This window comes from Planctomycetota bacterium (genome assembly GCA_039819165.1).
Classification (GTDB): Bacteria; Planctomycetota; Phycisphaerae; order Phycisphaerales; family UBA1924; genus JAHCJI01.
Window position 1 is genome coordinate 2,556,728 of record JBCBSM010000001.1, and the last position, 25,278, is coordinate 2,582,005.

Here is a 25,278-nt window from a genome sequence, read left to right on the forward strand (position 1 = left end):
CTACCCCGGCCCCACGAACTCTCGCGCATCCTCGAAGCGGTCCGCGACCGACGCGACCCGCCCGCGGGCGCCGTCGTCGTGGCGGATCACCGGTGGCCAGGCCCGCACGCCGTAGCCGCGGAGTGCGCCCGGTGCCTTGGGCGTCGCGTCCCACGCGCGGACGCGGAGGCCGTCCGGCGTCGGCAGGTCGTCGCGGCCCGGATCCATGTTCGCCAGGAAGTGGAACATGGCCTCGTCGACGCAATCGACGCGGACGCCCTCGCCCAGGAACACCACGAATGGCACGGCGTCGCCGATGGCGTCGGCCACCCGCGTCCACAGGGCCTCGACCGCGTCGCCGCGCGCCGCGGTGGCGATGAAGAGCCAGCCCGGCACGGGCATGGCCGCCCCGTCGACGCCCGCCACGATGGCCTGCGCGTCGGGAACCGTCCTGCGGGGCGGATCGCCGTCGAGCCGGTCGCCGGGCAACTTCCGCGTGCAATCGAAGCCGATCTTGGTGCCCGCGCCGAGCGCCGGGGCCGCGTGGTCGAGGATGTCCAGCGGGCCCCGTGTGAGCACGACGTCGGCGATCGGATCGCAGCGTTCGGCCGCCAGCCGCAGCACCTCGACGTGGTCGTGGACGCCGGCGGACTCGTCGACGATGAACAGGCACTTGGTCCAGGCCATCTGGCCCGCGCCCCAGATCGACGCCATGACCCGCCGGCCCTGCATCGCGTAGGCCTTCTTGATCTTGATCATCGCGCAGTTGTGGAAGGCGCCGAAGAGCGGCAGGTCGTAGTCCTCGATGTCGTGCACGATGGTCTTGAGTAGGGGCAGGAACAGCCGCTCGGTCGCCTTGCCCAGGAAGTAGTCCTCCTGCGGCGGCAGCCCGACGACGGTAGTGGGGTACACCGCGTCGCGCCGGTGCGTGACGGCGGCGATTTCAACGATGGGGTAGCGGTCCGGCATGCTGTAGAAGCCGGTGTGGTCGCCGAAGGGGCCCTCGAACACGGCGCCCGTGCCCAGTGGCTCGTCCGTCTCGCGCGGATCCCAGCCCGGGTAGCCGGCCTCGGTGCTGACCCGCCCCTCGATGACGATCTCCGCGTCGGCGGGCACCCACAGCGGCACCGTCCTGCCGCGGCACATGCGGATGCCCCGGCCGTTCAGGAAGCCGGCCATCAGCAGCTCGCTGATGCCGGGGGGCAACGGTGCGGTGGCCGCGTAGGGCAGCACGCTGGGCCCGCCGAGCGCGATGGCGACGGGCATGGGCTCGCCCAGCTTCTTCCAGCTCCGCCAGTGGCTTGCGCCGTCGTGGTGCAGGTGCCAGTGCATGGCCAGGCGGTTCTTGCCCAGCAGCTGTACGCGGTACATGCCGATGTTGTGGCTCGCGGGCCGCGTCTCGTGGCGGTCGCTCGCGTGGATGGTGTGGATGCCCGCCAGCGTGATATACCGCCCGCGAAACTCGGCGTCCCATCGATCGGCGTCGATGTTGGTGTGGCCTAGTGCATCGATGCCGTCGTTGATGTCCGCCGGGTAGCCCACGGCCTCGAAGTCGCCATCCAGGGGCCAGCAGCGGAGGATCGGCAGCGTGGCGAGGTCGATGTCGTCGCCGGTGTGTACGACCTCCTGGCAGGGACCCGCGCCGCGCATTCGCTTGGGTCCGATCTTGAGCAGCGGCGCGAACTGCCTGGCCTTCTGCAACGCCTCGCCGAGCGAGCGCGGCGGCTGGGGCTTGGTGAGCTCGGCGATCAGCGCCGCGATGCCCTCGAGGCCTCCCGCGCGCTTGCCCTGGTCCGGTCTTCCGCTCGGGGCGGCGACGACGCCGGCGCTCGACACGGGTGCGAGCGCCATCTTCGGCTGCCACGCCTCGTGGCAGCCCAGCGCCATCTCCATGCGGCGGTAGCTGCCGAAGGCGTTGATCAGCACCGGGAAGGCGCTGCCCTGCACGTTCGTGAACAGCAGCGCCGGTCCGCCTCGATCGTGGAAGCGCGGGTCGTTGGCCCGCGTCGCCGCGGCGCACGCGTTGGGCGCCCGGGCCTTGCTCGCGCGGTCGGCCAGCTCCGCGATGTCCAGCGTCGGCGACACCGGATCGTTGATCTCGAGCAGCTCGCCGTTGCGGCGGAGGGCGTCCACGAACGCGCGCAGGTTTCCGTACATAGGCTCAACGCTATGGCCGACCCCGCCGCCATCCCGCCCGCCGGAGGAGAAGCCCGCGGGCCCGACCCGTGGGACGAACTCGCGGGCCGTCCCGATCCGGGGCCCGCGTTCGCCCGCGCCGCGGAGCGGGATTGGCCGGGCTACTTCCGGGCGGTCGCGGGCAAGCCGCCGCGGGAGACCACGCTGCAGGCCCTGGACCTGTTCGATGCGCCGGGCTTTGCGATCGACCTGGGCTGCGGCGAGGGCCGCGACGCCGCCGCGATGCTCGCGCGGGGTTGGCGGGTGCTGGCGCTCGACGGGCACGAAATGGCGGTGGAGCTCACCGCGCACAATCCGGCGATACCGAAGGCCACCGCGGATCGACTCGAGGTCCGGCTCGCGGCGATGGAGGCCGCCGAGCTGCCGGCCTGCGACCTGCTCAACGCCAGCTTTGCGCTGCCGTTCTGCGAGCCCGCCGCCTTCCCGGACCTCTGGGCACGCATCGTGGCGGCCATTCGTTCCGGCGGCGTGTTCGCGGGCCAGCTCTTCGGCGACCGCGATACGTGGGCGGCGCTGCCCGATCGCACGCACCTCACCCGCACCGCGGCGCTGGCGTGCTTCGACGGCTTCGATCTCGTCCGCTTCGACGAGGAGGAGCGCGACGGCGAGGACGCCGGCGGGCAGGCCAAGCACTGGCACGTGTTCCACGTCGTGGCCCGCAAGGGCTGACGCCCGGTCCATTGAGAGGACGATTGGCGGCGCCGGATCAGCGGCGCCGGATCAGCGTCGATAGATCTCGGGCACCAGGAACTTCCAGTCCGGGTGGCCGTGGGGCTTGCGCTCCTCGGTGGTCTGCGGCACGAAGGGGTCGGGCGTCAGGTCCTGGCGGTTGTGCCAGCGGCAGTCGGGGTTGCCGGTCTCGAGGAATCCCAGGATCTCGACGTGGCCGTCCTGGAATCCGTAGACGCCCTTGCCGTCGTGCCAGTAGCTGTACGGCCCGGGATTGTCGCCGAAGTAGTTGGCCACGATCGGCGGGCTGACGCGGAGGTGGCAGAAGGCGCGGTTGGTCTCGGCCACGAGGATGGTGTGGCTGGGGCGATCGATGACGGCGTCGCTGATGCGGGCCTGCTCGTCGCGCTGGTCGCGGCGCCACAGCAGGTGGCCGTTGAGGGCGTAGCTCGAGACGACGTCGCCGACGCAGCGGGCGCCGCCGGTCTCGTAGCCGACCTCGCTGCGCGGCCCGGGCTCGGGGTGCAGCGGGCAGCTCCAGATGGTCGCGTCGTCGACGTACTGCTGGTCCATCAGCAGCCGCCGCCAGGTGATGTACTCCGAAGAGGACTCGAGCACGCGGTTCTCGGGCAGCCGGCTGGCGTTGGACGCCGAGAACGCGTTGACGCCCACGAGCACCTGCCGCATGTTGCTGAGGCACCGGGTCTGCTTGGCGGCGAAGCGGCCCTGCAGGATGATGGGCGTGGCGATGGTGAACAGCACCACCAGGATGCCGAGCGTGACGAGGACCTCGATGATGGTGACGCCCGATCGCGCGGGCCGGAGGGTGTGGCGGGGGGCATGCATCTAGCGGTCCCCCGCGATGGTCACGACGCGGACGGGATTCTCCGCCGTGTACTCGAAGGACGCGGGCCAGCGGGTGCTGCGGCCCGAGGACGGCGTGAAGTACGCGATCTCGTAGTCGTCACCCTTCTTGCGGATCAACAGCCGGAACCGCGTGCCGATGAGCCTCGGGTCGCGGCCGCCGGCCTGGATGCTGAGCACCCGCGAGTAGCCCGACATCTGGATCCACTCGATGATGCGGTAGCGGCCGGCGTTCCATCCATCGGGCCCGAAGCGGATCTCCGTGCCGCTCATGGTGACCGGGATGCGCTCGGATTCGGTCCACGGGCCCAGGATGCCCAGCGGGCCGGCGTCGTCGGGGATGTCGTCCCGCTCGTCCCACCCCAGCGGCGGGCGGACGCCGTACCACGCCGGTTCGTTCTTGCCCATCTGGACCTTGTCGTCCTTCTCGCGGATCACGATGCGGTCGTACTGGTCGAAGGCGACTCGGAGCGTCAGCGCCTCGCCGCGCTCGAAGCGCTGCCACTCGTCTTCCCGGGGCATCACGCTGGCGGTGATGGCGTCGAGCTCGGCGACCTCGCGGAGGCTCTTGGTTCGTCGGTCGTCCTCGACCACGCGGGTCTCGCGGATGTCCAGCCGGATGCGCACGGGCACGCCGGTCGCGGCGTCGACGCCGCGGCGGAGGGCGAGGCTCCTGCCCGTGACGAACGTGCCGCTGGCGTCGAAGTCCTCGTCGTAGGCCGAGATGATCTCGAACGGGCCGAGGGTTCGCGCGGGGGGCGGTGGCCCGGCGTCTCGGGCGGAGACGCCCGCGCCGAGCACCAACGCGGGCATCGGCGGCGCGGCGGGCGTACCACCGGCGGCGCCGCTTCCGGGGCCAACGGCGAGGACCGTCGCGACCGTGGCCGCCGCCCCGATGCTGGCCGCCAGCCCCGCGGACACCAGCACCGCGGGCAGCTTGGACTTCTGCACCCCGATGCCCGCGATGGCGATCTTCGCGACGCCCGACGAGGCGGTCCCCGCGGACGCGGCATCCGAGGCGTGCCGCAACGCCGCGCCGAGCGCCACCACGCCCACGACCGAGAGACCGCCCCTCGCGAGCCGGCGGCGGAGCTTCTCGAGCACGCGGGAGACCCGCCGCGACACGGTGCCCTCGCTGACGCCCAGCTCGCGGGCCAGCTCGGCCTGCGATCGGCCGGCCAGGAATCGAGCCACGACCAGCTGGCGATCCTCGTCGCCCAGCTCGGCCAGGGCCTGGTCGATGACCGGCTCCAGGTCGATCCATAGCCGCTCGCTGGCGGGCGGCTCGAGGGCGTGATCGCGGCGGTCCGCCGCCGTCCGCTCGGCCCGCGATCGTGCGCCGGCCCGGCGGACGAGGTCGATGGAGGTGCCGATGGCGCAGGCGTGCAGCCATGCCGCCACGTTGCTGCGGACGCGTCCGGCGCTGCGGGCGAGCCTCAGGAAGGTCTCCTGGGCGGCGTCCTCGGCGTCGGCGTCGCTCCCGAGCCGGCGGCGGCAGGTCGCCACCACCATCGCGTAGTACCGCCGCGCGAGCAGTTCGAAGGCCTCCGGATCGCCGGTGCGGACGTAGCGCCGCAGGGCGGTTGCGTCGTCGACGGCGGCGAGCGAGTCGGGCGGGCTGGTGTGCATCGTGGGCATGGATCGGCTCCTTCGCCCCAAGGTCGTACGCCGCGGCCCGGGTGTGCGCGCAACAATCGATTTCTTGCGCAGGTGCTCCGCGTGGGGTGGGCCATCCGGGGCGGACCGGCAAAACGCCCGAGGGAAGATCCCGAACCAACGCGGCGGGGAGATACGCCCATGAGCGATGCCGTCGTCCAGCTGCAGGACCTCCGGAAGCGGTACGGCCGGAGGGTCCACGCCCTGCGGGGCGTGACCATGGACGTGCCCCGGGGGTCGATCTTCGGGCTGCTGGGGCCCAACGGCGCGGGCAAGAGCACCCTGGTCAAGATCCTGATCACCGCCGTCAAGCGGAGCGGCGGCTCGGGGCGGCTGCTGGGCGAGCCGCTGGGCCGCAAGGCCGCCCTCACCCGCGTGGGCTACCTGCCCGAACACCACAACCTGCCGAAGCACCTGACCGGGCAGCAGGTGCTGGAGTTCTTCGGGGCCATGGCCAAGATGCCCAGGGCCGATCGCCGCCGCCGCGCCGACGAGCTGCTCGACCTCGTCAACATGCGCGCGTGGCACAAGAAGAAGGTCGGCGGGTACTCCAAGGGCATGCGGCAGCGGATCGGCCTGGCCCAGGCGCTCGTGAGCGATCCGGAGCTGGTCATCCTCGACGAGCCGACCGACGGCGTCGATCCGGTGGGCCGCCGCGACATCCGAAACATGCTCATGCGGATGCGGGATGAGGGCCGCACCGTGTTCATCAACAGCCACCTGCTGGGCGAGCTGGAGATGGTGTGCGACCGCGTGGCGATCATGCACAAGGGCCAGGTCGTGTCGATGGGCACCATCGAGGAGCTGACCGAAGGCATGCATCGCTACGAGATCGAGCTGGACGCCGCACCGGAGCTCGCGGGCGATGCGTTCGCCAGGGCGCTGCCCGACCTCGCGCGTGGGGGCGGCAATGATGCGCCGTCGCCGACCGCGGGCCTGGCGCCGCCGACGACCTCGCCGCTCGCCCGCCGGGTCGGGCTCCGGGGCGAGCTCGCGACGGGCGAGCCCGTCGAGGTACACGGCAGCCGCCTGTGGATCGGCACGACCGAGGCCGGCGTGATCCAGCCCGTGCTCGATGCCATCCGGGCCAAGGGCGGGGTGATCCGCGAGGTCCGCAAGCACCGTCCGTCGCTGGAGGACCTCTTCTTGCAGGCCGTCGAGCGGGACGACTCGCCCGGCGCGGCCCGGGCCGCCGCCGGCACGAACGGGGGTGGGGCATGATCACCCAGACGATCGCGCTGCTGGTCGACGCCTACCGCGAGCTGCACGCCAAGAAGCTGTTCTGGATCACGATGATCCTGACGGTGCTGGTCGTGGCCGTGTGCGGCACGGCGGGGATCAACGAGAAGGGCATCACCTTCGCGGGCTTCGTGCTCTTCAGCAGCCTCGGCGAGTTCGCCGTGACGAGCGAGAACATTCCGCCGTCGCTCTTCTACAAGAACATGTTCCTCGGGCTGGGCGTGCAGGTCTGGCTGACCTGGATCGCCATCGTGCTGGCCCTGATCTCGACGGCCGGCATCGTGCCGGACCTGATCTCGAGTGGGTCGATCGAGGCCATCCTGTCCAGACCCATCGGCCGGGTGCGGCTGCTGCTGACCAAGTTCGCCGGTGGCCTGCTGTTCACGGCTCTCCAGGTGGCCGTGTTCTCTGCGGGGGCGTTCCTCGTCATCGGCATCCGGGGTGGCGATTGGGAGTGGAGCATCTTCCTGGCGATACCCATCGTGACGGTGATGTTCAGCTATCTCTTCGCGTTCTGCACCCTGCTGGGCATCATCACTCGATCGACCATCGCCGCGTTGCTGCTGACCGGCCTGGCCTGGGGTGCGCTGATCATCTACAACCGCACCGAGGAGACCATCGTTGCCTTCAACGCAACCGCCGAGGTGCGCCTGGAGCGGGCCGCCGCCAGCCTCGAACGCGCCGAGCGAGCGGCGCGTCTGGTGCTGCTCAACGAGGAGAACGAGCGTCGCGAGGCCGAGGGCTTGGAGCCGCTGGAGTCGCTCGATCTCACGGCCGAGCAACTCGACGAGCGCAGCCCCATCTTGCCGTCGCGGCGCCTCGATCTCGAAGAGGCCACGCAGGCCGAACGCGAGTGGCAGTTCTGGACGGACTTGCTCCGCTACGTCAAGGCGCCGCTCCCCAAGACGAGCGAAACTACGGCGCTGCTCGGGCGTGTGCTGATCGATCCCGAGGAGACCGCCCGCGTTCGGCAGCCCGAGCCCACCAACGACGACATCGCCGTCCAGCAAGAAGCCAGCGAGGCCGCCGAAGCGGAATATGAGTCCCGCTCGCTCGGGTGGATCCTGGGCACCAGCCTGGCCTTTGAGGCCTTCATCCTCGCCATCGCCTGCTGGATCTTCAAGCGGCGCGACTTCTAGCCGAAGTCCTTCAGCTTCAGCCTCGAGCGATGGTGCTCGGGAGCCGGCCCGCTGACGGTCTGGCCCTTGAGGTAGTCCTTCTGCCAGACGTCCTCGCCGGTCTCGGCCCTCTGGACGATGGCCTGCTGCCGCGAGGCGGCCCAGGTCAGGTAGGCCTCGTGCATCTTCGGGTCGCTGTCGATCGCTTGGGACCTCGGCTCGGTCCACTCCAGCAGCGCCATGGGGTAGGGCTGCAGCATGCACACCGGGTCGCCCTTCTTGAACCACACGTCGGTGCCCCGCTTCATGATCTTCCAGTTCATCGTGAAGGTCGACGGCGACCAGTCGGTCTCGACCAGGCCGTCGAGCGGCACCGCGAAGTCCTTGGGGCTGTTGGTCGCGCCGCGGACGAACAGGCCGATCTTTGGCGGCGTGCGGAAGAGCCACGGCAGCCGGAAGGTCAGGATGCCGCTGCCGAAGTGGCTCGAGATGTAGGGTTCGATCCCGGGCGGTCCGTCGTGGACCTTGATCGTGAGCCCATCGGGTGAGTCCTTGCCGTTCCAGCGGCACGAGAACGTGGCGGGGCAGCCGATGATCCAGCCCGCCTGGTTGGCCATCGCCAGCGGCAGGCAGCGGTAGGCGCCCTTGCCGGGCGTCTTGTCCATCCAGTCCCGCTTGGGGCCGCCCGGTTCGATGGTCCAGCCCGCCGGGTCGCTCACGACGTAGGCCGTCAGCGGGCACGGGCCGTCGATGGTGATGGATTCGGGCACGTCCTGATCCTCCCTCGGGTGCGACGCCAGCATACCAGCGGCGGCCGCGCTTGCGAAATCTTCGCACCCGAATGCATGCCGGACGGTTGACTGCTTGTTTGGGCTCTGGTAAACTCGCGGCAAGCCGGGCACGCGACCAGCACCGCCCCCGGCACCCGACGCACGAGGCCACGGTGGGCCGGCGCGGGCACGACGTGCTGCAGCGGCGTGACGCCCGGCCGGCCCCGTCCGCGAACGAGGTCCGCGCAGGCCACGGCACGCCGAAGACAACCGGAGGTGTGCCCATGGCACGCGCGAAGTCCGAGGGCGGGACGGCCACCAAGGCCCCCGCATCCGTCGAGCCCAAGCCCAGTTCGTCCAGCCCCAACGGTTCGAAGCCCGGCCGCCCCAAGGGCAACGGCGCCGCCGAGATCGTGGCTCCCGAGCCGCCCGCGTCCGCGTCGGGCGCAGCGACCAAGCCCGAGCCCAATCCCGAGAAGGCCAAGGCGCTCAACCTCGCGGTGGGCCAGATCGAGCGGAACTTCGGCAAGGGCGCGATCATGCGCCTGGACGAGAACGCCGCCCTCAACATCCCGGGCATCAGCACCGGGGCGCTCTCGCTCGACCTGGCGCTCGGCGGCCGCGGCATCCCGCGGGGCCGCATCGTCGAGATCTTCGGCCCCGAGTCCAGCGGCAAGACGACGCTCGCCCTCACCGTGGCCGCCCACGCGCAGAAGACCGGCGGCGTGGCGGCCTTCATCGATGCCGAGCACGCGCTCGATCCGTCCTGGGCCCGCCGCCTGGGCGTCAACATCGACGACCTGCTGGTCAGCCAGCCCGACACCGGCGAGCAGGCCCTGGAGATCTGCGAGCTGCTGGTGCGCTCGAACGCCGTCGACGTCATCGTCGTCGATTCGGTGGCCGCCCTCATCCCCCGCGCCGAGATCGAGGGCGAGATGGGCGACAGCCACGTCGGGCTGCAGGCCCGCCTCATGAGCCAGGCCATGCGCAAGCTCACGGGCATCATCGCCCGCAGCAACTGCACCGTCATCTTCATCAACCAGATCCGCGAGAAGATCGGCGTGATGTTCGGCAGCCCCGAGACCACGCCCGGCGGCCGCGCCCTCAAGTTCTACAGCTCGGTCCGCATCGACATCCGCCGCATCAGCTCGATCAAGGACGGCGAGCAGGCCGTCGGCAACCGCGTGCGGGCTCGCGTGGTCAAGAACAAGGTCGCCCCGCCCTTCCGCCAGACCGAGTTCGACATCATGTTCGACGAGGGCATCAGCATCTCGGGCGATCTGCTGGACCTGGGCGTCGAGCACAAGGTCGTCGACAAGAGCGGCGCATGGTTCAGCTACGGCGAGGTCCGCCTGGGCCAGGGCCGCGAGAACTCCAAGCAGTTCCTCCGCGAGAACGACGACCTGGCCGCCGAGATCCGCCACAAGGTGCTCCAGCGGCACCTCGAGCAGGCCCAGGCCAAGGCGAAGAAGTAGCACCAGCCGGCTGGGACCGGAGCGTCCAGCGATCGACGGTCGGGGACCGGCCAGCGCTCGATCAGGCCCGCGGGGTTCACCCCCGCGCGGCCGTACGAGAGCGAGTGTGTGGCCGGAGGCCACTACGGAGCGCTATGATCCAGACCAACCGCGGACGTGGCGGAATTGGCAGACGCGCTAGGTTCAGGTCCTAGTGGGAGTAAAATCCCGTGGAGGTTCGACTCCTCTCGTCCGCACTCGAAACCGGCCTGTGAAGGCCGGTTTTTTCGTGGAGAAGGACCGTCGATGAGAGTGCGAGTGAAGCGGGACTTCTCGCGATACCGCCAGCCGGAAGACGAACTGTGGCACACGAGGCTGCACGAAGGAGTGGAGTACGCCGTCATTTGCTTCGAAGACGGCCACTATCTGGGAGGACTACCACGACTACGACGCAAAGGCGATCGCGTGCTTTCGTCGAATCATGGGACGGCCGAGCCTTCCCTAGCCCTTCCGGAACCCATGCACCGCGTGCCGGAGCGGCTGGCCGAACGCCCGCTCGGCGTGGTTCGCGCTGGCCAGGGCGGCGTCGAAGGCCTTGGGCGCCACCAGCATTGATAGTGGCGTGACGCCGCGGCTGTGCTCGGCCAGCGATCGCACGCGGTCGCGGAAGGTCCTGCCCCGTCCCAGCGTCATCGAGAGCACGATGAGGGCGCGGTCCTCGGCCGGCAGGCGGTGCCACAGGCGGCCCGCGACGATGACCACCAGCGGCACGCCGATGGCGATCGCGGTCAGGCCCAGCTTGGCGGCGGGCGCCAGGCGATCCCGCCAGCTCGGTGCGAGCTGCTCGCCCCCGCCGGCGGTCGTGGCGCCCTCCTCTGCGCCGGGGATGACCAGCTCGATGGAGCGCAGGTCGACATCCTGCGACTGCCCCGATGCCAGCACATCGGGCGCAACCACAAGAACGAACGCCAGCGAGGCCGCGAACACGAGCCGCATCATGCCACCGCTCCCTTACCCCTGCTGCGGCCCGCGGGCGTGTCCTGTTCCACCTGGCCCCCCGGCAGCACCCGCGCCTCGGCCGCGACGGCCCGCAGCTCGTCGACGGGGATGTCGAAGGCCGAGTCGTCGCTCGATCGGCCCGAACCGCGTCGCCACCGCTGGCGGGCCTCGGCCTCCAGGCTGCCCATGCAGGCGGCGGCCCGGGCGCGGGCGGCGCCGTCGGGGTCGTGGCGGGCCATGTCGGCGATGACCGCCGCCAGCTCGGTCCAGCGGGTGCCCAGCGCGATCTCGGGCCCGCGCCGCAGCGCCCGGCCCGCAACCCAGAGCGCCGACACGCGGTGCGCGGGCCGCTCGTCGCCGAGCATCGAGCGGAGCGTCTCGCCGGCGCGCTCGTGGTCGTGCGGGCGCTCCGGTGTGTTCGGCGGCGTCGGCTTGGCCTCGAGCTTGGACGCCGGCCGATGCCCCGCAAAGAGCGCCGCCCGCACCGCGTTGGCGCGGACGCGCTGGTGCGCATCGCCCGTGAACTCGATCAGGGATATGTCCGCGGGATCGACCCGCATCCCCTTGCGGCGGCGTTCGGCCAGCGCCTCGATGGCGTTGGCGCGGACGCGGGGGTGCTCGGCGTGCAGCGCGGCGTGCAGCGCCGTGACGACGGCATCGCCCGGCACAGCGGTCAGGGCCCGCACGGCGGTGGCCACAACGCGGCTGGCGTCGCCCTCGCGCTGCCGCGCGGCGTCGCCCAGCCGGAGCACCTCGAGCATCGCCTCGCGGATCTCGCGCGCCTCGCACAGGCCGAGGCGGACGGCGAGCCTCATCGCCGAGATGCGGTCGCTGGGGTCGAGGGCGTAGTGGATGCGTTCGGCGATGCGGCTCGCGGGGTCGAGCGTGCCGGCCGACGCCTGCCGCCGCGCGGCGCAGGTTCCCGCGGCGGTCGCGGCATCGGCGTCGTGGCGAGCCCGCTCTTGGGTACCCATGGCGCGGAGCGAGGCGTCGGCGTGCCGGCCCAGACCCCGCATCCACGGCTCGGGCGAGGCCTCCATTGGCTCGCCGACGCGGGAGAGCGAGAGCGCCGCCGACCGCGACACCGCACCGCTCGGGTCGTACACGAGGTCTTCGCGGAGGGTCGTGGTGCCGAAGCGGACCACCGAATATCGCACGCGGGGCTCGGGGTCGACCAGCCTCCGCATGAGGATGTGCGTCCGCGTCGGGCTGTCCAGGCCGATGCCCGCGAGCCACTCGGCGAGCCCGGCGCGGCCGGCGGGCGAGAGCGCCTCGGTCATCGCCTCGTCGGGCACGGGGCAGGCCTCGGGCCAGCGGATCGTCGCCGGTGGCGTCTCGGCCGGGTCCAACCCGGCATCCGCAGGGCCCGCCGCCTTGGGCTTGTGCAGCTTGGGTCGATCTCGGAGGTAGCCCAGCTTGCTGCGTCGCTCGGCACGGCGGATCAGGTGGACCCGGGCGAGCACCGCGTCGTGCTCGGCCGGCGTGCGGGCCCGCGCCAACCGGTCGCCGGCGGCCGACGCGACGGGGTCGAGCACGATCCAGGAGAGCGCACGCTCGCGGGCCAGCGCGATGTCGGCCTTGCGGAGCACCATCCGCAGGGCGCCATGCGCGGGGGTCGAGTCGCCGGCGAACCAGGCCGCCAGCGCGTGGCCGACACCCCGGCGCGCCGCCGACGCCGAGGCGTCCGATAGCGTGGCCACCGCCGCCAGCAGCACGCCGAAGCGACGGTGCTGGTCGAATTCGGCGATGGCCTGGGCCAGCACGCCCTCGATGCCCTCGACGGGCTCGTCGTCCGGGGTCGGTCCGGCGGATGCGTCCTCGTCGGCATCCCCCCCCGCCGCGAGCAGGCCGGCGCGGCCCGTGGCGCGGACGATGGCTCGCTCGGCCGCCACCTGCACGCCGCGGACGTCGTCGCACAGCAGCCCGAGCACCAGGTCCATCGCGCCGGGGGTGGCGATGGTGGCGGCGATCTCGGCGATCGAGGCCCGGGCGGCGGGGTCGGCGCTCGCCGCGGCACGCTCGATGGCCCGCGTCCAGCGGGCGCGGGGGCCGATCGAGAGCGCAATGGGCTTGAGCGCCTGGGGCACCGAGGGCCAGCACCGCGTGAGCTGGTAGACCGCCTCGTCGGCGGGGGCGGCCGCGTCGCCCCCCCAGGCGATCCGCGCGAGCCGGTGCAGCGCGGCGGCGACGCCCGCGGCGGGTCGGTTGCCCCGCTCGGCCTGCAGCACCAACCAGGCGGCGGCCCGCTGGCGATCGGCGGGGTCGAGCCAGGGCATCGCCTCGCCGAACACCATCGCCCGCTGCGCAGCCGAGAGCCGCCGCGTCTTCCGCAGGCCATCGGACGGCCGCAGGTCGGCCATCCGCCTCAGATCCGGTGCTGTGTCGTCCTGCTGGGTCATCCGTTGACGCGTCGTGTGTCTCGCCGGGTGTCCGGGCGGGTGGTGGCGGCGGCCGGGGAGGGCGGCGCGCCGCACAAACATAGCTGGATCAACGGCCGGCCATCCGCGCCGGTGCAGCCCCAGCGTATCGACGCGGCCGCGGCCCGGCCGCCAGAAGCCACGGCCATCGCGCTACAGTTGCACGATGACCGCGATCCGGCGAATTATCTCGCCCCGCTGAGGGGCCCACGCCGCGTGCGGGCGACGCCCCGCCGACGCTCCCGCGTTCCATCCATTCGCCGTGAATCCCATCGCACAGCCAACCACGCCGGCAAGCGACACCAAGCGACAGGCTCGCCGCCCCACGCAGCAGCGAGCCCGCCGAGCGACGACCGATGCCCCCCGCACGCGGGGGCGGAGGGCACGATGACCGAATCGACGCCAACCCAGCCCGCGGGCGCGCAGACCAAGAAGACGCCCAAGGCCGACAAGAACCGCTATCGCCCCACGCTCAACCTGCCGCAGACCGACTTCCCGATGCGAGCCGGCCTGGTCAAGAACGAGCCGCAGTCGATCGAGCGGTGGAGCGGCTCCGACCTGTACGGCCGGCTCCGTGCAGCACGCAAGGGCCGCGAGCCCTTCGTTTTCCACGACGGCCCGCCGTACGCCAACGGCTCGATCCACCTGGGCCACCTGACCAACAAGTGCCTGAAGGACTTCGTGGTCCGCAGCCAGAGCATGCTGGGCAGAGACTGTCCGTTCGTGCCGGGCTGGGATTGCCACGGGCTGCCGATCGAGCACAAGGTCATGGCCGAGCTGGTGAAGTCCGGCGAGATCAAGCAGCTCGAGGGCCTGGATCCGTGGGCCCGCCGCGCCCGCATCCGTGCCGCGTGCGACGCCTACGCCCGCAAGTACGTCGAGCTGCAATCGGGGCAGCTCGTGCGGCTGCTCACGCTCGCGGACTACGGCGACCCGTACCTCACGCTGCACCCGCAGTTCGAGCAAGCCACCACGGAGGTGCTGGCCGATCTCGTCGAGCGCGGCCTGGTCTACCGCGCGCTCAAGCCCGTGCATTGGTCGATCGCCAACGAGACGGCGCTCGCCGAGGCCGAGCTAGAGTACATGGATCGTGAGGACATCTCGGTCTACGTCGACTTCGAGGCCGCCGACGCCGACGCCGTGTACGAGGCGTTTGGCCTGTCCGGGGACGATCGCCCCGAGCAGACGCCCAGCTTCATGATCTGGACGACCACGCCGTGGACGCTGCCGGCGAACCTCGCGGTTGCCGTGCACAAGAAGTACGCGTACGCCGTGGCCCGCATCGACGGCAACGTCACCGTCGTGGCCGAGGACCTGCTGTCCAAGGTCGCCGGAATCGCCAAGGCCGAGGACGTGCAGGTGCTCGCGACGGCCTCGGGCGAGAAGCTCGTGGGCCTGCGCTACAAGCACCCGTTCCGCGATGCGCCGGCCACGCCGCTGGGCGAATCCGACGCCGACGTCTCGAACGCCTGGCAGATCGTCGAGGCCGAGTACGTCACGCTGGAGGATGGCACGGGCCTGGTGCACACCGCGCCGGGCCACGGCGCCGACGACTACGACACCGGCAAGCGCGTCGGGCTGCCCGTCTATTGCCCGGTGCGGGGCAACGGCACCTACGACGAGACCGTGCCCGAGTGGATCGCCGGCCAGAGCATCTGGAAGGCCAACCAGGCCATCACCGATCGGCTGCGCGAGAGCGGGCACCTCTTCCACGACCACACGTTCATGCACAGCTATCCGCACGACTGGCGGAGCAAGACACCGGTCATCTTCCGCTGCACCGAGCAGTGGTTCGTGTCGATCGACGGCGCGTTCGGCGTGCCGGGGGAGGATGCCCCGCCGGCGTCGCTGCGTGATCGCGCGATGCACGCCGTGGACGCCGGCAACCCCGAGAGCGTGGATTTCATCCCCGCGTGGGCCCGCAACCGCCTGCGGGGCATGCTCGAGAGCCGCCCGGACTGGTGCATCAGCCGCCAGCGGTCGTGGGGGCTGCCCATCCCCGCGTTCGTCACGCCCGACGGCGACACCGTGCTGACGCCCGCGCTCGTGCGCGCCATCGCGGCGGTCTTCGGCGAGCGGGGCAGCGACGCCTGGTTCACCGAGGACGCCGCCACGCTGCTGGCGGGCTGGCAAGCGTCGGCCGACGCCGACCTGCCCGAGTCGCTGCGCGGCCTGGACAAGGCCACGCTGGCCAAGGGCGAGGACATCCTCGATGTCTGGTTCGAGTCGGGCGCGACGTGGAATGCCGTCATGCGGGCGCGGGGGCTGGGCTTCCCGATGGAACTCTACCTCGAGGGTTCCGATCAGCACCGCGGCTGGTACCAGTCGAGCCTCGCCTGCGCGCTGGGTTCCGTGGGCGAGCCGCCGTACAAGAAGATCGTCACGCACGGCTTCATGGTCGACAAGGACGGCCACAAGCTCAGCAAGAGCCGCGGCGACACCATCGAGAAGCTCTTCGAGAAATACGGCTGCGACGTGCTCCGCTGGTGGGTCGGCAGCCTGAGCTACGAGAACGACGCCAAGACCGACGACGAGTTCTTCCAGATCGCCGGCGAGAGCTACCGCAAGGTCCGCAACACGCTGCGGTTCGTGCTGGGCAACCTCGGCGACTTCGATCCCGCGCAGCACGCCGTCGAGTTGTCGGCCATCGAGCCGGCATCGATCGACGCCTGGGCCCTAGCCGAATACGACCGAGTTGCGACCGGGGTCATCGCGGCGTACGAGCGGTACGAGTTCCGCGCCGTGCATTCGCTGCTGTACGACTTCTGCAACGAGACGCTCAGCGCCGTGTACCTGGCGGCGATCAAGGACCGCCTGTACTGCGACGCACCCGATGCGCTGCGTCGCCGGCGCACGCAGACGGCGCTCTACCACATCGCCGATGGGCTGTGCCGCCTGCTCGCGCCGGTACTCTGCCACACGGCCGACGAGGCCTTCCGTGCGCTGCGCCGGGTGGACGACGACGAGACCTGCGTGCACCTGGAGGAGTTCGTCGTGAGCTTGGGCGTGGCGTGCGAGGACCGCTGGGCGGCCGCCATGCAGACCCGCGACGCCGCCCTCGTGCGCATCGAGCAGGCCCGCAAGCCCGAGGCCGAGGGCGGCCTGGGCATCGACAACCCGCTCGATGCCGGGGTCACGCTGCCCGACCCCGACGGTGTGCTGGCGGCCTTCGGCCCGCTCGACCTGGCCGACCTGCTGGGCGTCAGCCGCGTGGCGGTTGATGCGTCCGCGGGGGAGATCATGGTCGAGGACCTCCGAAGCGAGCCGCGCTGCGAGCGGTCGTGGAAGCGGGACGGCACCGTCAAGGAGCGTTCCGACGGCGGACTGCTCAGCGAGCGGGACGCGATCGCCATCGGCGTGGCATAGCGCACGTGCTGCGCGATCGGCCGCGAATAACGCTTCCAATGATGCGGGTCGTCAACGTCCGAGAGCGCAGCTTCGGCGGATGATGACCAGCGGACACAGGTCGGCGGCGGATCGGGCCGATGAATGATGCGATGGAGCATCATCCCGATCGCGATCCGAAGCCGTCCGCCCGCCGTGGTGGGGCCGCCCCGCCGCCCGCCGCCGCGGGCTCGGTGCCCGTGGCCGACCGGCTGACCACGCTGGCGCACGATCTCAACGGCCTGCTCGATGGGTCCATGCGGCAGCTCACGCTGGCGCAGCGGTCGCTCGACGCCGAGGTCAGCACCGCCGATGCGGACGACCTCGACAGTGCCCGCAAGCACGTCGCGACGGCGTACTCGGCCCTCGAGCGGATGTGCGACCTGCTGCACGCGACGCTGACGGGTTCGCTGGGGGCCGCGGGCTCGCCGACGATCACCAAGGGCGCGCCCATCACGCTGGGCGAGGCGGCCGAGCACGCCGTCTCGGTGCTGGCGCCGGCGGCGGCCGAGGTGCGGGCCAACCTTGAACTGCAGATCGACGCCGAGGCGGGCGTCATCCCCGCGGGTGCGATCTATCCGCTGCTGCTCAACGGCATCCGCAACGCCATCGAGGCCATCGAGCGGGGCGGCCGGGGCGGCGTGGTTCGCGTCGAGGTCGCGGTTGAGCCGGGGGACGACGCCGACGGCGTCCGCATCGAGATCGTCGACGACGGCGCGGGCGTCGACGGCGAGCTGCCGGCGGGGCGGCTGTTCGAGCCGGGCGTGACCTCCAAGCGGGAGGGTTTCGGGCTCGGGCTGGCGATCTGCGCCGAGGTCGTCTCCGACATGGGCGGCTCGATCGAGCTGGGGCCGTCCGGCTCGGGCGGCGGGGCGGTGCTGCGGGTCCGCTACCCCGTGCCGCAGGACCACGGCAGCACGAGCATCGGCTAGGCATCCATGGCGGCAACCGCAGAACTCGACGGCAGCCCGCCGAAGGCCTCCACCGATCGGCGGAAGGTGCTCGTGGTCGACGACGATCCCATCGTCGCCGAGTCGCTCGCCGAGTTCCTCAAGCGTGAGGGCTACGAAGCGGCGACGGCGCTCGACGGGGCCGAGGCGCTCGAGGCGCTCGCCGAGGCCGAGCAGCACACCGACGCGCCCGATCGCGTGCCCGAGGCCTTCGACCTGGTGATCTGCGACGTGTCCATGCCCGGGCTCAACGGCATGGAGCTGCTGCAGCGCATCCAGAAGGAGTACGACGCGGCGGTCATCATGCTGACGGGCTACGGCACGATCGAGTCGGCGGTGGAGGCGCTCCGTCTGGGCGCCAGCGACTACCTGACCAAGCCCGTGGTCGATGCCGAGCTGCGGGTCTCGCTCGAGCGGGCGCTGCGGCAGCACGTGCTGCTGAGCGAGAACCGGCGACTCAAGAAGCAGCTCGCGGGCCGGTATGGGCTGGAGGGCATTGTCGGGCGGGACCACCGCATCCAGCGGTTGTTCGAGCTGATCGAGGCCGTGGCGCCCAGCCGCACCACCGTGCTGATGACTGGCGAGAGCGGCGTGGGCAAGAGCCTGGTGGCGCGGGCAATCCACCAGAACAGCCCGAGGCGGGACGAGCCCTTCGTCGAGATCTCCTGCGGCTCCATCCCCGAGACGCTGCTGGAGAGCGAACTGTTCGGCCACGTCAAGGGCGCCTTCACCGGCGCGCACGCGGACAAGGCCGGGCGTTTCCTCGCGGCCGACGGCGGCACGCTGTTCCTCGACGAGATCAACAGCGCGAGCCCCGCGATGCAGCTCAAGCTGCTCCGCGTGCTGCAGGAGCGGCGCTTCGAGCCGGTGGGCAGCAACGAGACCATCGAGGTCGACACGCGGGTCGTGCTGGCCAGCAACCAGCCGCTGGAGGAGCTGGTCGCGGAGGGCCGCTTCCGGCAGGACCTCTACTACCGCATCAACGTCGTCAAGATCGAGATCCCGCCGCTGCGGGACCGCGTCAACGACGTGCCGGTGCTCGCCAAGCACTTCCTGGAAGCGAACGCCGACGAGCTGGGCAAGGCGCTGCTGGGCTTCAGCAACGAGGCGATGGACGCCCTGCGGCGGTACAGCTACCCCGGCAACGTGCGCGAGTTGCAGAACATCGTCGAGCGAGCGGCGGTGCTGACGCGGACGCCGACCATCGGCCTCGACGACCTGCCCCAGCAGGTGATCGAGAACGCGACGGGCCCGCTGGGCCCCAGGCCGGCGGCGGCAGAGGACGATCGGCCGTGGGTGGCCACGCCGCTGGTCGACGCGCTCCGCGAGCCCGAGCGGCGGATCATCCGGCGGGCGCTGCGGGCCAACGAGTGGAACCGCCAGAAGACCGCCGACGACCTGGGCATCAACCGCACGACGCTCTACAAGAAGATGAAGGCGCTGGGGCTGGACGGGCCCGAGGACGCGTAGGGCGGCACGTTCGGGCATACCGTGCGGCGGCATGCGCATCGTGACCTGGAATGTCAACGGGATCCGGTCGGCGGCCAAGCGCGGCCTGCGGGAGCGGCTCGACGCGATCGACGCCGACGTGCTGCTGCTCCAGGAGGTTCGGGCGGAGCCCGAGCAGGTTCCGCAGGAACTCTTCGATGATGGCGGCTGGCACGCCACCTGGAACCCCGCCGAGCGGAAGGGCTATTCGGGCACGGCGTTGCTCTCGCGTGTGAAGCCGAAGCGTGTTCGGATCGGCCTCGATGGCGAGCCCGACGACGAGGGCCGCATCGTGCTGGGCGAGCTGCCCGGCCTGCTGGTGGTGAGCGCGTACCTGCCGTCGGGCACCTCGGGCGAGCACCGGCAGGCCGTGAAGGACGAATGGCTGCCGAGGTTCGCCGGGTGGATCGAGCCGCTCCGCCGCAAGCGCACGCCGGTGATCCTGGGCGGCGACTTCAACGTCGCGCACACCGAGCGGGACATCTTCCACTGGCGGAGCAACCGCACCACCAGCGGCTTCCTGCCGCACGAGCGCGCGTGGATCGGCGGCGTGCTCGACGCGGGCTGGCGGGACCTGATCCGTGAGAAGCACGGCGACGTCGACGGGCCGTACTCGTGGTGGTCCATGCGTGGGCAGGCCTGGGCGAGGGACCGTGGCTGGCGGATCGACTACCTGCTGGCGAACCCGGCGGCGGCGAAGCGCGTGCGGGACTGCCGCATCGACCGCGACGCGGCGGCGGGCATCTCCGACCACGCACCAGTGATCGTGGACCTCGATCTGGCCGCGAAATAGGCCAGCTGCGCTGGGGTTGGGTCAAGCCGCGGTCCGATATGTCCGAGGAGGCCCCCATGCGCGCGACCCTCGACGGACAAGAACTGCAGACCGACGGCGGCTCGCTGGCGGCGGCCATCCGCGCCGGCGCCGAGGCCGCCCGGGCCCGATCCCGCATCGTGATCGAGGTGCAGGTCGACGGCGCGCGGATCGGGGAGGCCGCCCTGGAGGAGCCCGGCGAGGGGCCGCTCGACGGCGAGCACGTCGAGATGACCTCCGCCGACCCCGTCGCGCTCGTGCGGGTCACGCTGTTTGATGCCGCCGACGCACTCCAGGATGCCGACGCCCACCACGCGGCGTCGGCCGAGCAGATCCACCGCGGCGACCTGTCGGCGGCGATGGGCTCGATCACCGAACTGCTCGCGACCTGGCAGGCGGTCCGCGACGCGGTGACCCACGGGTCGGCGGCCGTTGGCGGCACGCTCGATCGCTACGCAACAGACGCGGATCTCGGCGGACGCATCGATGCGCTCGCGGGCCTGCTGGCGGAGCTCAGGGCCGCGCTGGGCGCGAACGACCTGACACGCGCCGCCGACGTTGTGGAGTACGACCTCCGCGAAGAGGGCGAGCGCTGGCGCGGCATGCTCCGCACGATCGCCGGCGCGATGAAGCCCAGCGACTAGCGGGCGCGAGCGAGTCGCGACGACTAGGCGCTTGGCGTTCGGCCGCTCAGCTGATCGAGCAGCTGCGTGTTGATCGCATGGATGCCCTCGAACGTCCGCCGGGCGGCGGCGACGATGCCATCGAGCGCATCCGCATCGAGGTCGAGGCGATCGAGCCTGCTGCGGAATCGGCCCCAGCACTCGCGCTGTTCATCGCCGTACGACTCGAGGTACCGCAGGCCGTCGCCCTCGAGGCCCAGGGCGGGGCCGATGGCCCGAGCGATGAAGCGGTTGCCGTTGGTCGAGCCCTCGAGCACGTACTGCGGGCCGATGACCGCGGTCGGGTTCTTGTGCGCCGTGGCGTTGAGCCAGGAGGCGAAGTCCTCCGCCGCGGACACCGGCCGCACCGTCGCGGGCTCGACGCCGAGCGTGCTGAGATCCTGCTCCAGCCGCGGGCTGTGGGTCGGCTGGTCCTCGTTGAGGCTGCGGACCCGCTCGCAGTGCCGGCCGGCGTGCTCGATGGACGCCTCGAGGGCCCGGTGCACCACGAGGAGCTGGGCGAGCAGGGCCGCGTACTCGCCTCGGCCGAGTTCGCCCTTCACCAACCGCTTCTGGAAGTGCCCGTTCTCGGCCGTCTGGTGCAGGTCCCAGGTGCCGGATTTGAGCGTGTCGGCGATGCCAACGCGGCTCTCGGGCTCGGCGGGCTTGGTCGGACTGGTCGTCATGGCGTTGCTCCCTCGATGGGCAGTCTATTCAGCCCGCATCGAAGGCATTCTGGAACGCGAGGAAGTCGAACAGCGTGAGGGCGCAGTCGCCGTCGAAGTCCGCGAGCGGATCGCCGGCATCGAAGGCATTCTGGAAATCCAGGAAGTCGAAGATGGTGAGCTCGCCGTCGCCGTTGAGGTCCGCATCGTCGACCGCGATGACCGTCAGCTCGAGCCGCGGGGCGTAGCCAAGGGGTGCGGCCAGCGCGTTCTCGCGAGTGATGAAGACCGGGAAGGTCGGGTCGGTGGTGCCCATCGTGGCGTCGTGCAGGCCCGTGATCGTGAAGTTCAGCCGACCGGCGTCGAGCGACTCGCTGAAGAAGCGGGCGGCTCCGACGCCGCACGTGTCGATGTCGAACGCGAAGAAGGCCTCGGCCGGCACGAGCTCGCCGGGCGCGGCGTCGTCCGTGAGGCCGACGGCGAGTGGCTCGGCGTCGAGGCGGTCGGCGACCTGATTGGACACGTCCGTCGCCGCGCCGTCCGCGCCGTACACGGCCGCGAAGGCCGTGCGGCTGCCCTCCGGCGGCGGGAACGTGGGGTCGGTCGTGAAGTCCGTCGTTTCTTCCCAGGTGGCGATGGAGAAGCCGTTGCGGTAGGCGGTCGCGAAGATCTCGATCGGGCGTCCGGCGTCGGCGTCCTCGGCGCGATCGGGATCGCCGTCGGGCAGGTAGGTCGCGATCGGATCGATCGTCGGGTCGTACGCGAAGGTGTCCCGGTTGAGGATGACCAGCTGCACGCGGGCGGAGACGACGCGATAGGCGTCGGCGCCTAGGCCGGTGGGGATGTCGGCTGCGGTATCGAAGCCCACGACGAACTGTGCGTCGCGATCATCGAATCCCGGGACGCCCACCGCGCCGAACACGCTGGCCGCGACGCGCGTGCCCGGCGTCGCACTGAAGGGGTAGTTCCAGCGGTCGCGGGCCGGCTCGTCGAAGCTCACGGTGATCGGGCCGGTCTGGGCGAGTCCGGAAGCGCCCATCGCCAGGAGGGGGGCGGCGGCGATGGCGAGGGTGCGGTCGTGGCGTGGCATCGGTGGTCTCCAGTGCGGGTTGCTGATTTGCCGAGTTAATTGAGATCGAGTCTCAGGCTCATATAGTGGTCGTGCGTTGCCTGTGAGTCAAGAATGATTGCTGTATGGCAGGAATGTCGCGCCCACGTCGAGGGACAACGCCACGCAAGGAGACCGCCATGGCAGGCTCCGCCGCCGCCCCCAGCCGCGGGTTCACGCTCATCGAGCTGCTCGTGGTGATCGCGATCCTCGCGATACTCCTGGCCATCCTCCTGCCCTCGCTGGCCTCGGCCCGCGGGCTGGCCCGGGGCGTCCGCGAGGCGTCGGCGGCGCAGCAGGTGATGGTGGCCTTCCAGCTCTACGCCAACGACCACGCCGGTTTCGTGCTGCCGGGCTTCCCGGATCGCTCGGAGGTGTCCGGGGCGAGCGCCCCGTTCGACGATCGCGGCGAGCCGATCGGCGACGTGTTCGCGGCCCAGCGATACCCGTGGAGGCTTGCGCCCTACCTGGAGTACAACTTCGCCGGCCTCTACAAGGACGACAAGGTGCTCGCGGAGCTGCGGCAGCGGCGGGGCGACTTCCAGTATGTCGTGAGCCTGTACCCCACGCTGGGGATGAACTCGGCGTTTGTGGGCGGCAGCGTCAGCCAGCTCGGCGACCCGACGAGCAGGCGCATCTTCGGGCGGGTGTACGTCCGTCGGGACGACGAGGCGCGGCGGCCAACGGAGGTGCTGGCGTTCGCATCTGCCCGCTTCCGGGGCGCGGGCACGCTGCCGGAGCTTCCCGAGCCCGGCGGCTTCTTCCGCGTCGAGGCGCCGACGCTGGGCGCCGGCTGGCAGGAGGCCTACGACGAGCGTGCGCCGAGCCCCGGCATCAACAGCGGCTTCATCGCGCTGCGGCACAACGGCCGCGCCGTCGCCGCCATGCTCGACGGCCACGCCGAGCTGCTCGGCTGGGACGAGATCCTCGACATGCGTCGCTGGGCCGACGGCGCCGATCGGGCCGACTGGGCGCCCGAGCCCCGGCGTCGCTGAATCCCGCCCGGTCGTTGCTCATACGATTCGTCCATGGCGATGGAGACGGCCGAAGCATCGATCACCGACGTCCTGGGCGAGCTGCGCTGGCGCGGACTTCTGCACCAGTGCACCGACGAGGGCGGCCTCCGCGAGCACCTGGCGGCGGGTCCCCGCCGGATCTACTGCGGCTTCGATCCCACGGCCGACTCGCTGACGATCGGCAACCTCGTGCCGATCATGGTGCTGGTGCACTTCGCCCGGGCCGGTCACGAGCCCATCGTGGTCATGGGCGGGGGGACCGGGCTCATCGGCGACCCCAGCGGCAAGAGCGCCGAGCGGCAGCTGCAGGGCAAGGACCGCATCGCCGCCAACGTGCGCGCCCAGACGCCGATCTTTGAGGACGTGTTCCGCGGCGCCGGGCAAGCCGCCCCGCCGGTGCTCAACAACCTGGACTGGCTGGGCAAGGTCGGCTTCCTCGATGCGCTGCGCGACGTGGGCAAGCACTTCAGCGTCAACCAGATGATCCAGCGGGATTCGGTCCGCGAGCGGCTGCAGAACCGCGAGCAGGGCATCAGCTTTACCGAGTTCAGCTACATGGTGCTGCAGGCGCTCGACTTCGCGCAGCTGCACCTCACCCAGCGGGTCACCATCCAGGTGGGCGGCAGCGACCAGTGGGGCAACATCGTCGCGGGGACCGATCTGATCCGGCGATTGCACGTCGAGCTGCCGATGCAGCGGCCGGGCTGGCTGCAGCAGGCGGTGGATCCCGACGAGGCGCAGCAGAAGCTTGAGGAGCGGGCGGCGGTCTTTGGCCTCACCGCGCCGCTGGTGACCAAGGCCGACGGCACCAAGTTCGGCAAGACCGAGGCCGGCGCCGTATGGCTCACGCCCGATCGCACGAGCGCGTACGACTACTACCAGTTCTGGCTCAACGCCAGCGACGACGACGCCGGCCCGTTCCTGCGGACGTTCACGCTGCTATCGCGCGCGGACATCGAGCAGATCGAGACCGAGCACGCCGCCGAGCCCGGCAAGCGGCTCGCGCAGACGGCGCTCGCTCGCGCAGCGACGACGCTGCGCTACGGCGACGAACAGATGCGGCAGGCCGAGCAGGCGGCGGCGGCGCTGTTCTCCGGGGCCATCGACGCGCTGCCCATCGAGCAGCTCGAGCACGCGGTGGCCGACGCGCCGTCGCGGGAGATGCCGCTCGCGAGGCTCGAGGGCGGCGTGCCGCTGGTCGAGCTGCTGATCGAGGCCGGCCTGGCCAGTTCGAAGCGGGAGGCTCGCGAGTTCCTGGCCAACGGCGCGATCCGCATCAACGGCCAGCCCGTCAAGCTCGACCCCGCGAAGGCGGCGCTCACGAAGGTGCACGTGCTGCACGGCAAGCTCACGGTGCTGAAGCGGGGCAAGAAGAAGCAGTGCGTCGTGCGGTGGGTGTCCAGCTAGCCGGACGTCGCGACGAACCGGCTCGTGACCCAGGCGCCGATTGCGACCGCGGCGATGCCGGCGACGATGTGCACGCCGACGTAGGCTACCGCGTGCGCGTGCTTCGCGTCGCGCAGCAGATCGATGGTCTGCTGTCCGAAGGCGCTGAAGGTCGTGAACGAGCCGAGCAGGCCCACGACCAGCAGCAGCCGCAGGTGGTGCGTGCCGCCGTCGGCTTCGCGGGCGAGCAGCCAGGGCAGCAGCGCGCCAATGGCAAGGCAGCCGGCGAGGTTGACCGCAAGCGTGGCGGCGTGGGCGGCGAGGTCGTGCCCCTTGAGGAGCGCCGCGATGCCGAGCCCCGCGGCGTAGCGGAGCACGGCGCCCAATGCGCCGCCGAGGGCGACGGTTGCGATGGCGGGGAACCAGGACATGGGGTCGGCCTCCGGG

General features: G+C 71.2%; 19 protein-coding genes, 1 tRNA gene and 1 pseudogene. 12 read left to right on the forward strand and 9 right to left on the reverse strand.

Annotation, left to right across the window (positions count from 1 at the left end):
* On the reverse strand, positions 1 to 2,136 hold the full coding sequence (locus AAFX79_11215) for a UbiD family decarboxylase (GenBank protein ID MEO1009129.1): 2,136 nt from the start codon (positions 2,134 to 2,136) through the stop codon (positions 1 to 3).
* A 12-nt stretch (positions 2,137 to 2,148) separates the two neighbouring features.
* On the opposite strand from AAFX79_11215, the gene AAFX79_11220 reads away from it, so the two are divergent.
* A complete protein-coding gene (locus tag AAFX79_11220) occupies positions 2,149 to 2,844 on the forward strand; it encodes a class I SAM-dependent methyltransferase (GenBank protein ID MEO1009130.1) in 696 nt (231 codons plus the stop codon).
* 51 nt (positions 2,845 to 2,895) lie between these two features.
* On the opposite strand, the gene AAFX79_11225 is transcribed toward AAFX79_11220, so the two are convergent.
* Entirely contained in the window at positions 2,896 to 3,690 is a 795-nt protein-coding gene (locus AAFX79_11225) for a prepilin-type N-terminal cleavage/methylation domain-containing protein (protein MEO1009131.1), read from the reverse strand.
* On the reverse strand, positions 3,691 to 5,346 hold the full coding sequence (locus AAFX79_11230) for a sigma-70 family RNA polymerase sigma factor (protein ID MEO1009132.1): 1,656 nt from the start codon (positions 5,344 to 5,346) through the stop codon (positions 3,691 to 3,693). It lies immediately after the preceding gene.
* Between the two features lie 159 nt (positions 5,347 to 5,505).
* On the opposite strand from AAFX79_11230, the gene AAFX79_11235 reads away from it, so the two are divergent.
* Together AAFX79_11235 and AAFX79_11240 are read left to right on the forward strand one after the other, a co-directional pair.
* The gene (locus tag AAFX79_11235; GenBank protein MEO1009133.1) at positions 5,506 to 6,585 is read left to right on the forward strand and encodes an ABC transporter ATP-binding protein; all 1,080 of its coding nucleotides are present in this window, start codon (positions 5,506 to 5,508) and stop codon (positions 6,583 to 6,585) included.
* The gene (locus AAFX79_11240) at positions 6,582 to 7,742 is read left to right on the forward strand and encodes an ABC transporter permease (GenBank protein MEO1009134.1); all 1,161 of its coding nucleotides are present in this window, start codon (positions 6,582 to 6,584) and stop codon (positions 7,740 to 7,742) included. The genes AAFX79_11235 and AAFX79_11240 overlap by 4 nt, the downstream gene beginning before the upstream one ends.
* Here the strand turns inward: AAFX79_11240 and AAFX79_11245 are convergent.
* Positions 7,739 to 8,491 (reverse strand): DUF6065 family protein, encoded by a 753-nt coding sequence (locus tag AAFX79_11245; GenBank protein MEO1009135.1) that lies wholly within the window; start codon positions 8,489 to 8,491, stop codon positions 7,739 to 7,741. The two genes, AAFX79_11240 and AAFX79_11245, sit on opposite strands and share 4 nt — an antisense overlap.
* 413 nt (positions 8,492 to 8,904) lie before the next feature.
* Between AAFX79_11245 and recA the strand changes: the two are divergent.
* Both recA and AAFX79_11255 read left to right on the forward strand, forming a co-directional pair.
* Positions 8,905 to 9,933 (forward strand): annotated as a pseudogene (gene recA / locus AAFX79_11250) (recombinase RecA).
* A gap of 183 nt (positions 9,934 to 10,116) precedes the next feature.
* Positions 10,117 to 10,202: transfer RNA gene (locus AAFX79_11255), tRNA-Leu, on the forward strand.
* A 244-nt stretch (positions 10,203 to 10,446) separates the two neighbouring features.
* Here AAFX79_11255 and AAFX79_11260 read toward each other — a convergent pair.
* Together AAFX79_11260 and AAFX79_11265 are read right to left on the reverse strand one after the other, a co-directional pair.
* Entirely contained in the window at positions 10,447 to 10,944 is a 498-nt protein-coding gene (locus AAFX79_11260) for a hypothetical protein (GenBank protein ID MEO1009136.1), read from the reverse strand.
* Positions 10,941 to 13,343 (reverse strand): hypothetical protein, encoded by a 2,403-nt coding sequence (locus AAFX79_11265; GenBank protein ID MEO1009137.1) that lies wholly within the window; start codon positions 13,341 to 13,343, stop codon positions 10,941 to 10,943. Before AAFX79_11265 ends, AAFX79_11260 begins: the two co-directional genes overlap by 4 nt.
* A gap of 405 nt (positions 13,344 to 13,748) precedes the next feature.
* On the opposite strand from AAFX79_11265, the gene ileS reads away from it, so the two are divergent.
* The 5 genes from ileS to AAFX79_11290 all read left to right on the forward strand — a co-directional run bounded on the left by ileS (position 13,749) and on the right by AAFX79_11290 (position 20,638).
* Positions 13,749 to 16,727 carry an isoleucine--tRNA ligase gene (gene ileS, locus AAFX79_11270; GenBank protein ID MEO1009138.1) on the forward strand — a complete coding sequence of 993 codons (2,979 nt, stop codon included), beginning with the start codon at positions 13,749 to 13,751 and terminating at the stop codon, positions 16,725 to 16,727.
* A 119-nt stretch (positions 16,728 to 16,846) separates the two neighbouring features.
* Positions 16,847 to 17,677 carry a HAMP domain-containing sensor histidine kinase gene (locus tag AAFX79_11275; protein ID MEO1009139.1) on the forward strand — a complete coding sequence of 277 codons (831 nt, stop codon included), beginning with the start codon at positions 16,847 to 16,849 and terminating at the stop codon, positions 17,675 to 17,677.
* Between the two features lie 6 nt (positions 17,678 to 17,683).
* Entirely contained in the window at positions 17,684 to 19,165 is a 1,482-nt protein-coding gene (locus tag AAFX79_11280; protein ID MEO1009140.1) for a sigma-54 dependent transcriptional regulator, read from the forward strand.
* Between the two features lie 31 nt (positions 19,166 to 19,196).
* Positions 19,197 to 19,976 (forward strand): exodeoxyribonuclease III, encoded by a 780-nt coding sequence (locus AAFX79_11285; protein MEO1009141.1) that lies wholly within the window; start codon positions 19,197 to 19,199, stop codon positions 19,974 to 19,976.
* A gap of 56 nt (positions 19,977 to 20,032) precedes the next feature.
* The gene (locus AAFX79_11290; protein ID MEO1009142.1) at positions 20,033 to 20,638 is read left to right on the forward strand and encodes a hypothetical protein; all 606 of its coding nucleotides are present in this window, start codon (positions 20,033 to 20,035) and stop codon (positions 20,636 to 20,638) included.
* A gap of 23 nt (positions 20,639 to 20,661) precedes the next feature.
* Here the strand turns inward: AAFX79_11290 and AAFX79_11295 are convergent, their stop codons facing one another.
* Positions 20,662 to 21,342, reverse strand: coding sequence for a biliverdin-producing heme oxygenase (locus AAFX79_11295; GenBank protein ID MEO1009143.1), 681 nt, complete (start codon positions 21,340 to 21,342; stop codon positions 20,662 to 20,664).
* A 28-nt stretch (positions 21,343 to 21,370) separates the two neighbouring features.
* On the reverse strand, positions 21,371 to 22,411 hold the full coding sequence (locus AAFX79_11300) for a GC-type dockerin domain-anchored protein (GenBank protein ID MEO1009144.1): 1,041 nt from the start codon (positions 22,409 to 22,411) through the stop codon (positions 21,371 to 21,373).
* Positions 22,412 to 22,569: 158 nt separating this feature from the next.
* Between AAFX79_11300 and AAFX79_11305 the strand changes: the two genes are divergently transcribed.
* Positions 22,570 to 23,424, forward strand: a complete 855-nt coding sequence (locus AAFX79_11305) for a prepilin-type N-terminal cleavage/methylation domain-containing protein (protein ID MEO1009145.1) — start codon at positions 22,570 to 22,572, stop codon at positions 23,422 to 23,424.
* A gap of 33 nt (positions 23,425 to 23,457) precedes the next feature.
* Positions 23,458 to 24,852, forward strand: a complete 1,395-nt coding sequence (gene tyrS / locus AAFX79_11310; protein ID MEO1009146.1) for a tyrosine--tRNA ligase — start codon at positions 23,458 to 23,460, stop codon at positions 24,850 to 24,852.
* Here tyrS and crcB read toward each other — a convergent pair.
* Positions 24,849 to 25,262, reverse strand: a complete 414-nt coding sequence (gene crcB / locus AAFX79_11315) for a fluoride efflux transporter CrcB (protein MEO1009147.1) — start codon at positions 25,260 to 25,262, stop codon at positions 24,849 to 24,851. The genes tyrS and crcB overlap by 4 nt on opposite strands.
* Between the last annotated feature and the right edge of the window lie 16 nt (positions 25,263 to 25,278).

Coding starts and splice junctions, on each gene's coding strand:
- ileS (MEO1009138.1), top strand. CDS start 13,749: ATGACCGAATCGACGCCAACCCAGCCCGCGGGCGCGCAGACCAAGAAG.
- AAFX79_11305 (MEO1009145.1), top strand. CDS start 22,570: ATGGCAGGCTCCGCCGCCGCCCCCAGCCGCGGGTTCACGCTCATCGAG.
- AAFX79_11230 (MEO1009132.1), bottom strand. CDS start 5,346: ATGCCCACGATGCACACCAGCCCGCCCGACTCGCTCGCCGCCGTCGAC.
- tyrS (MEO1009146.1), top strand. CDS start 23,458: ATGGCGATGGAGACGGCCGAAGCATCGATCACCGACGTCCTGGGCGAG.
- AAFX79_11265 (MEO1009137.1), bottom strand. CDS start 13,343: ATGACCCAGCAGGACGACACAGCACCGGATCTGAGGCGGATGGCCGAC.
- AAFX79_11220 (MEO1009130.1), top strand. CDS start 2,149: ATGGCCGACCCCGCCGCCATCCCGCCCGCCGGAGGAGAAGCCCGCGGG.
- AAFX79_11260 (MEO1009136.1), bottom strand. CDS start 10,944: ATGATGCGGCTCGTGTTCGCGGCCTCGCTGGCGTTCGTTCTTGTGGTT.
- AAFX79_11290 (MEO1009142.1), top strand. CDS start 20,033: ATGCGCGCGACCCTCGACGGACAAGAACTGCAGACCGACGGCGGCTCG.
- AAFX79_11225 (MEO1009131.1), bottom strand. CDS start 3,690: ATGCATGCCCCCCGCCACACCCTCCGGCCCGCGCGATCGGGCGTCACC.
- AAFX79_11295 (MEO1009143.1), bottom strand. CDS start 21,342: ATGACGACCAGTCCGACCAAGCCCGCCGAGCCCGAGAGCCGCGTTGGC.
- crcB (MEO1009147.1), bottom strand. CDS start 25,262: ATGTCCTGGTTCCCCGCCATCGCAACCGTCGCCCTCGGCGGCGCATTG.
- AAFX79_11280 (MEO1009140.1), top strand. CDS start 17,684: ATGGCGGCAACCGCAGAACTCGACGGCAGCCCGCCGAAGGCCTCCACC.
- AAFX79_11235 (MEO1009133.1), top strand. CDS start 5,506: ATGAGCGATGCCGTCGTCCAGCTGCAGGACCTCCGGAAGCGGTACGGC.
- AAFX79_11300 (MEO1009144.1), bottom strand. CDS start 22,411: ATGCCACGCCACGACCGCACCCTCGCCATCGCCGCCGCCCCCCTCCTG.
- AAFX79_11215 (MEO1009129.1), bottom strand. CDS start 2,136: ATGTACGGAAACCTGCGCGCGTTCGTGGACGCCCTCCGCCGCAACGGC.
- AAFX79_11285 (MEO1009141.1), top strand. CDS start 19,197: ATGCGCATCGTGACCTGGAATGTCAACGGGATCCGGTCGGCGGCCAAG.
- AAFX79_11275 (MEO1009139.1), top strand. CDS start 16,847: ATGAATGATGCGATGGAGCATCATCCCGATCGCGATCCGAAGCCGTCC.
- AAFX79_11240 (MEO1009134.1), top strand. CDS start 6,582: ATGATCACCCAGACGATCGCGCTGCTGGTCGACGCCTACCGCGAGCTG.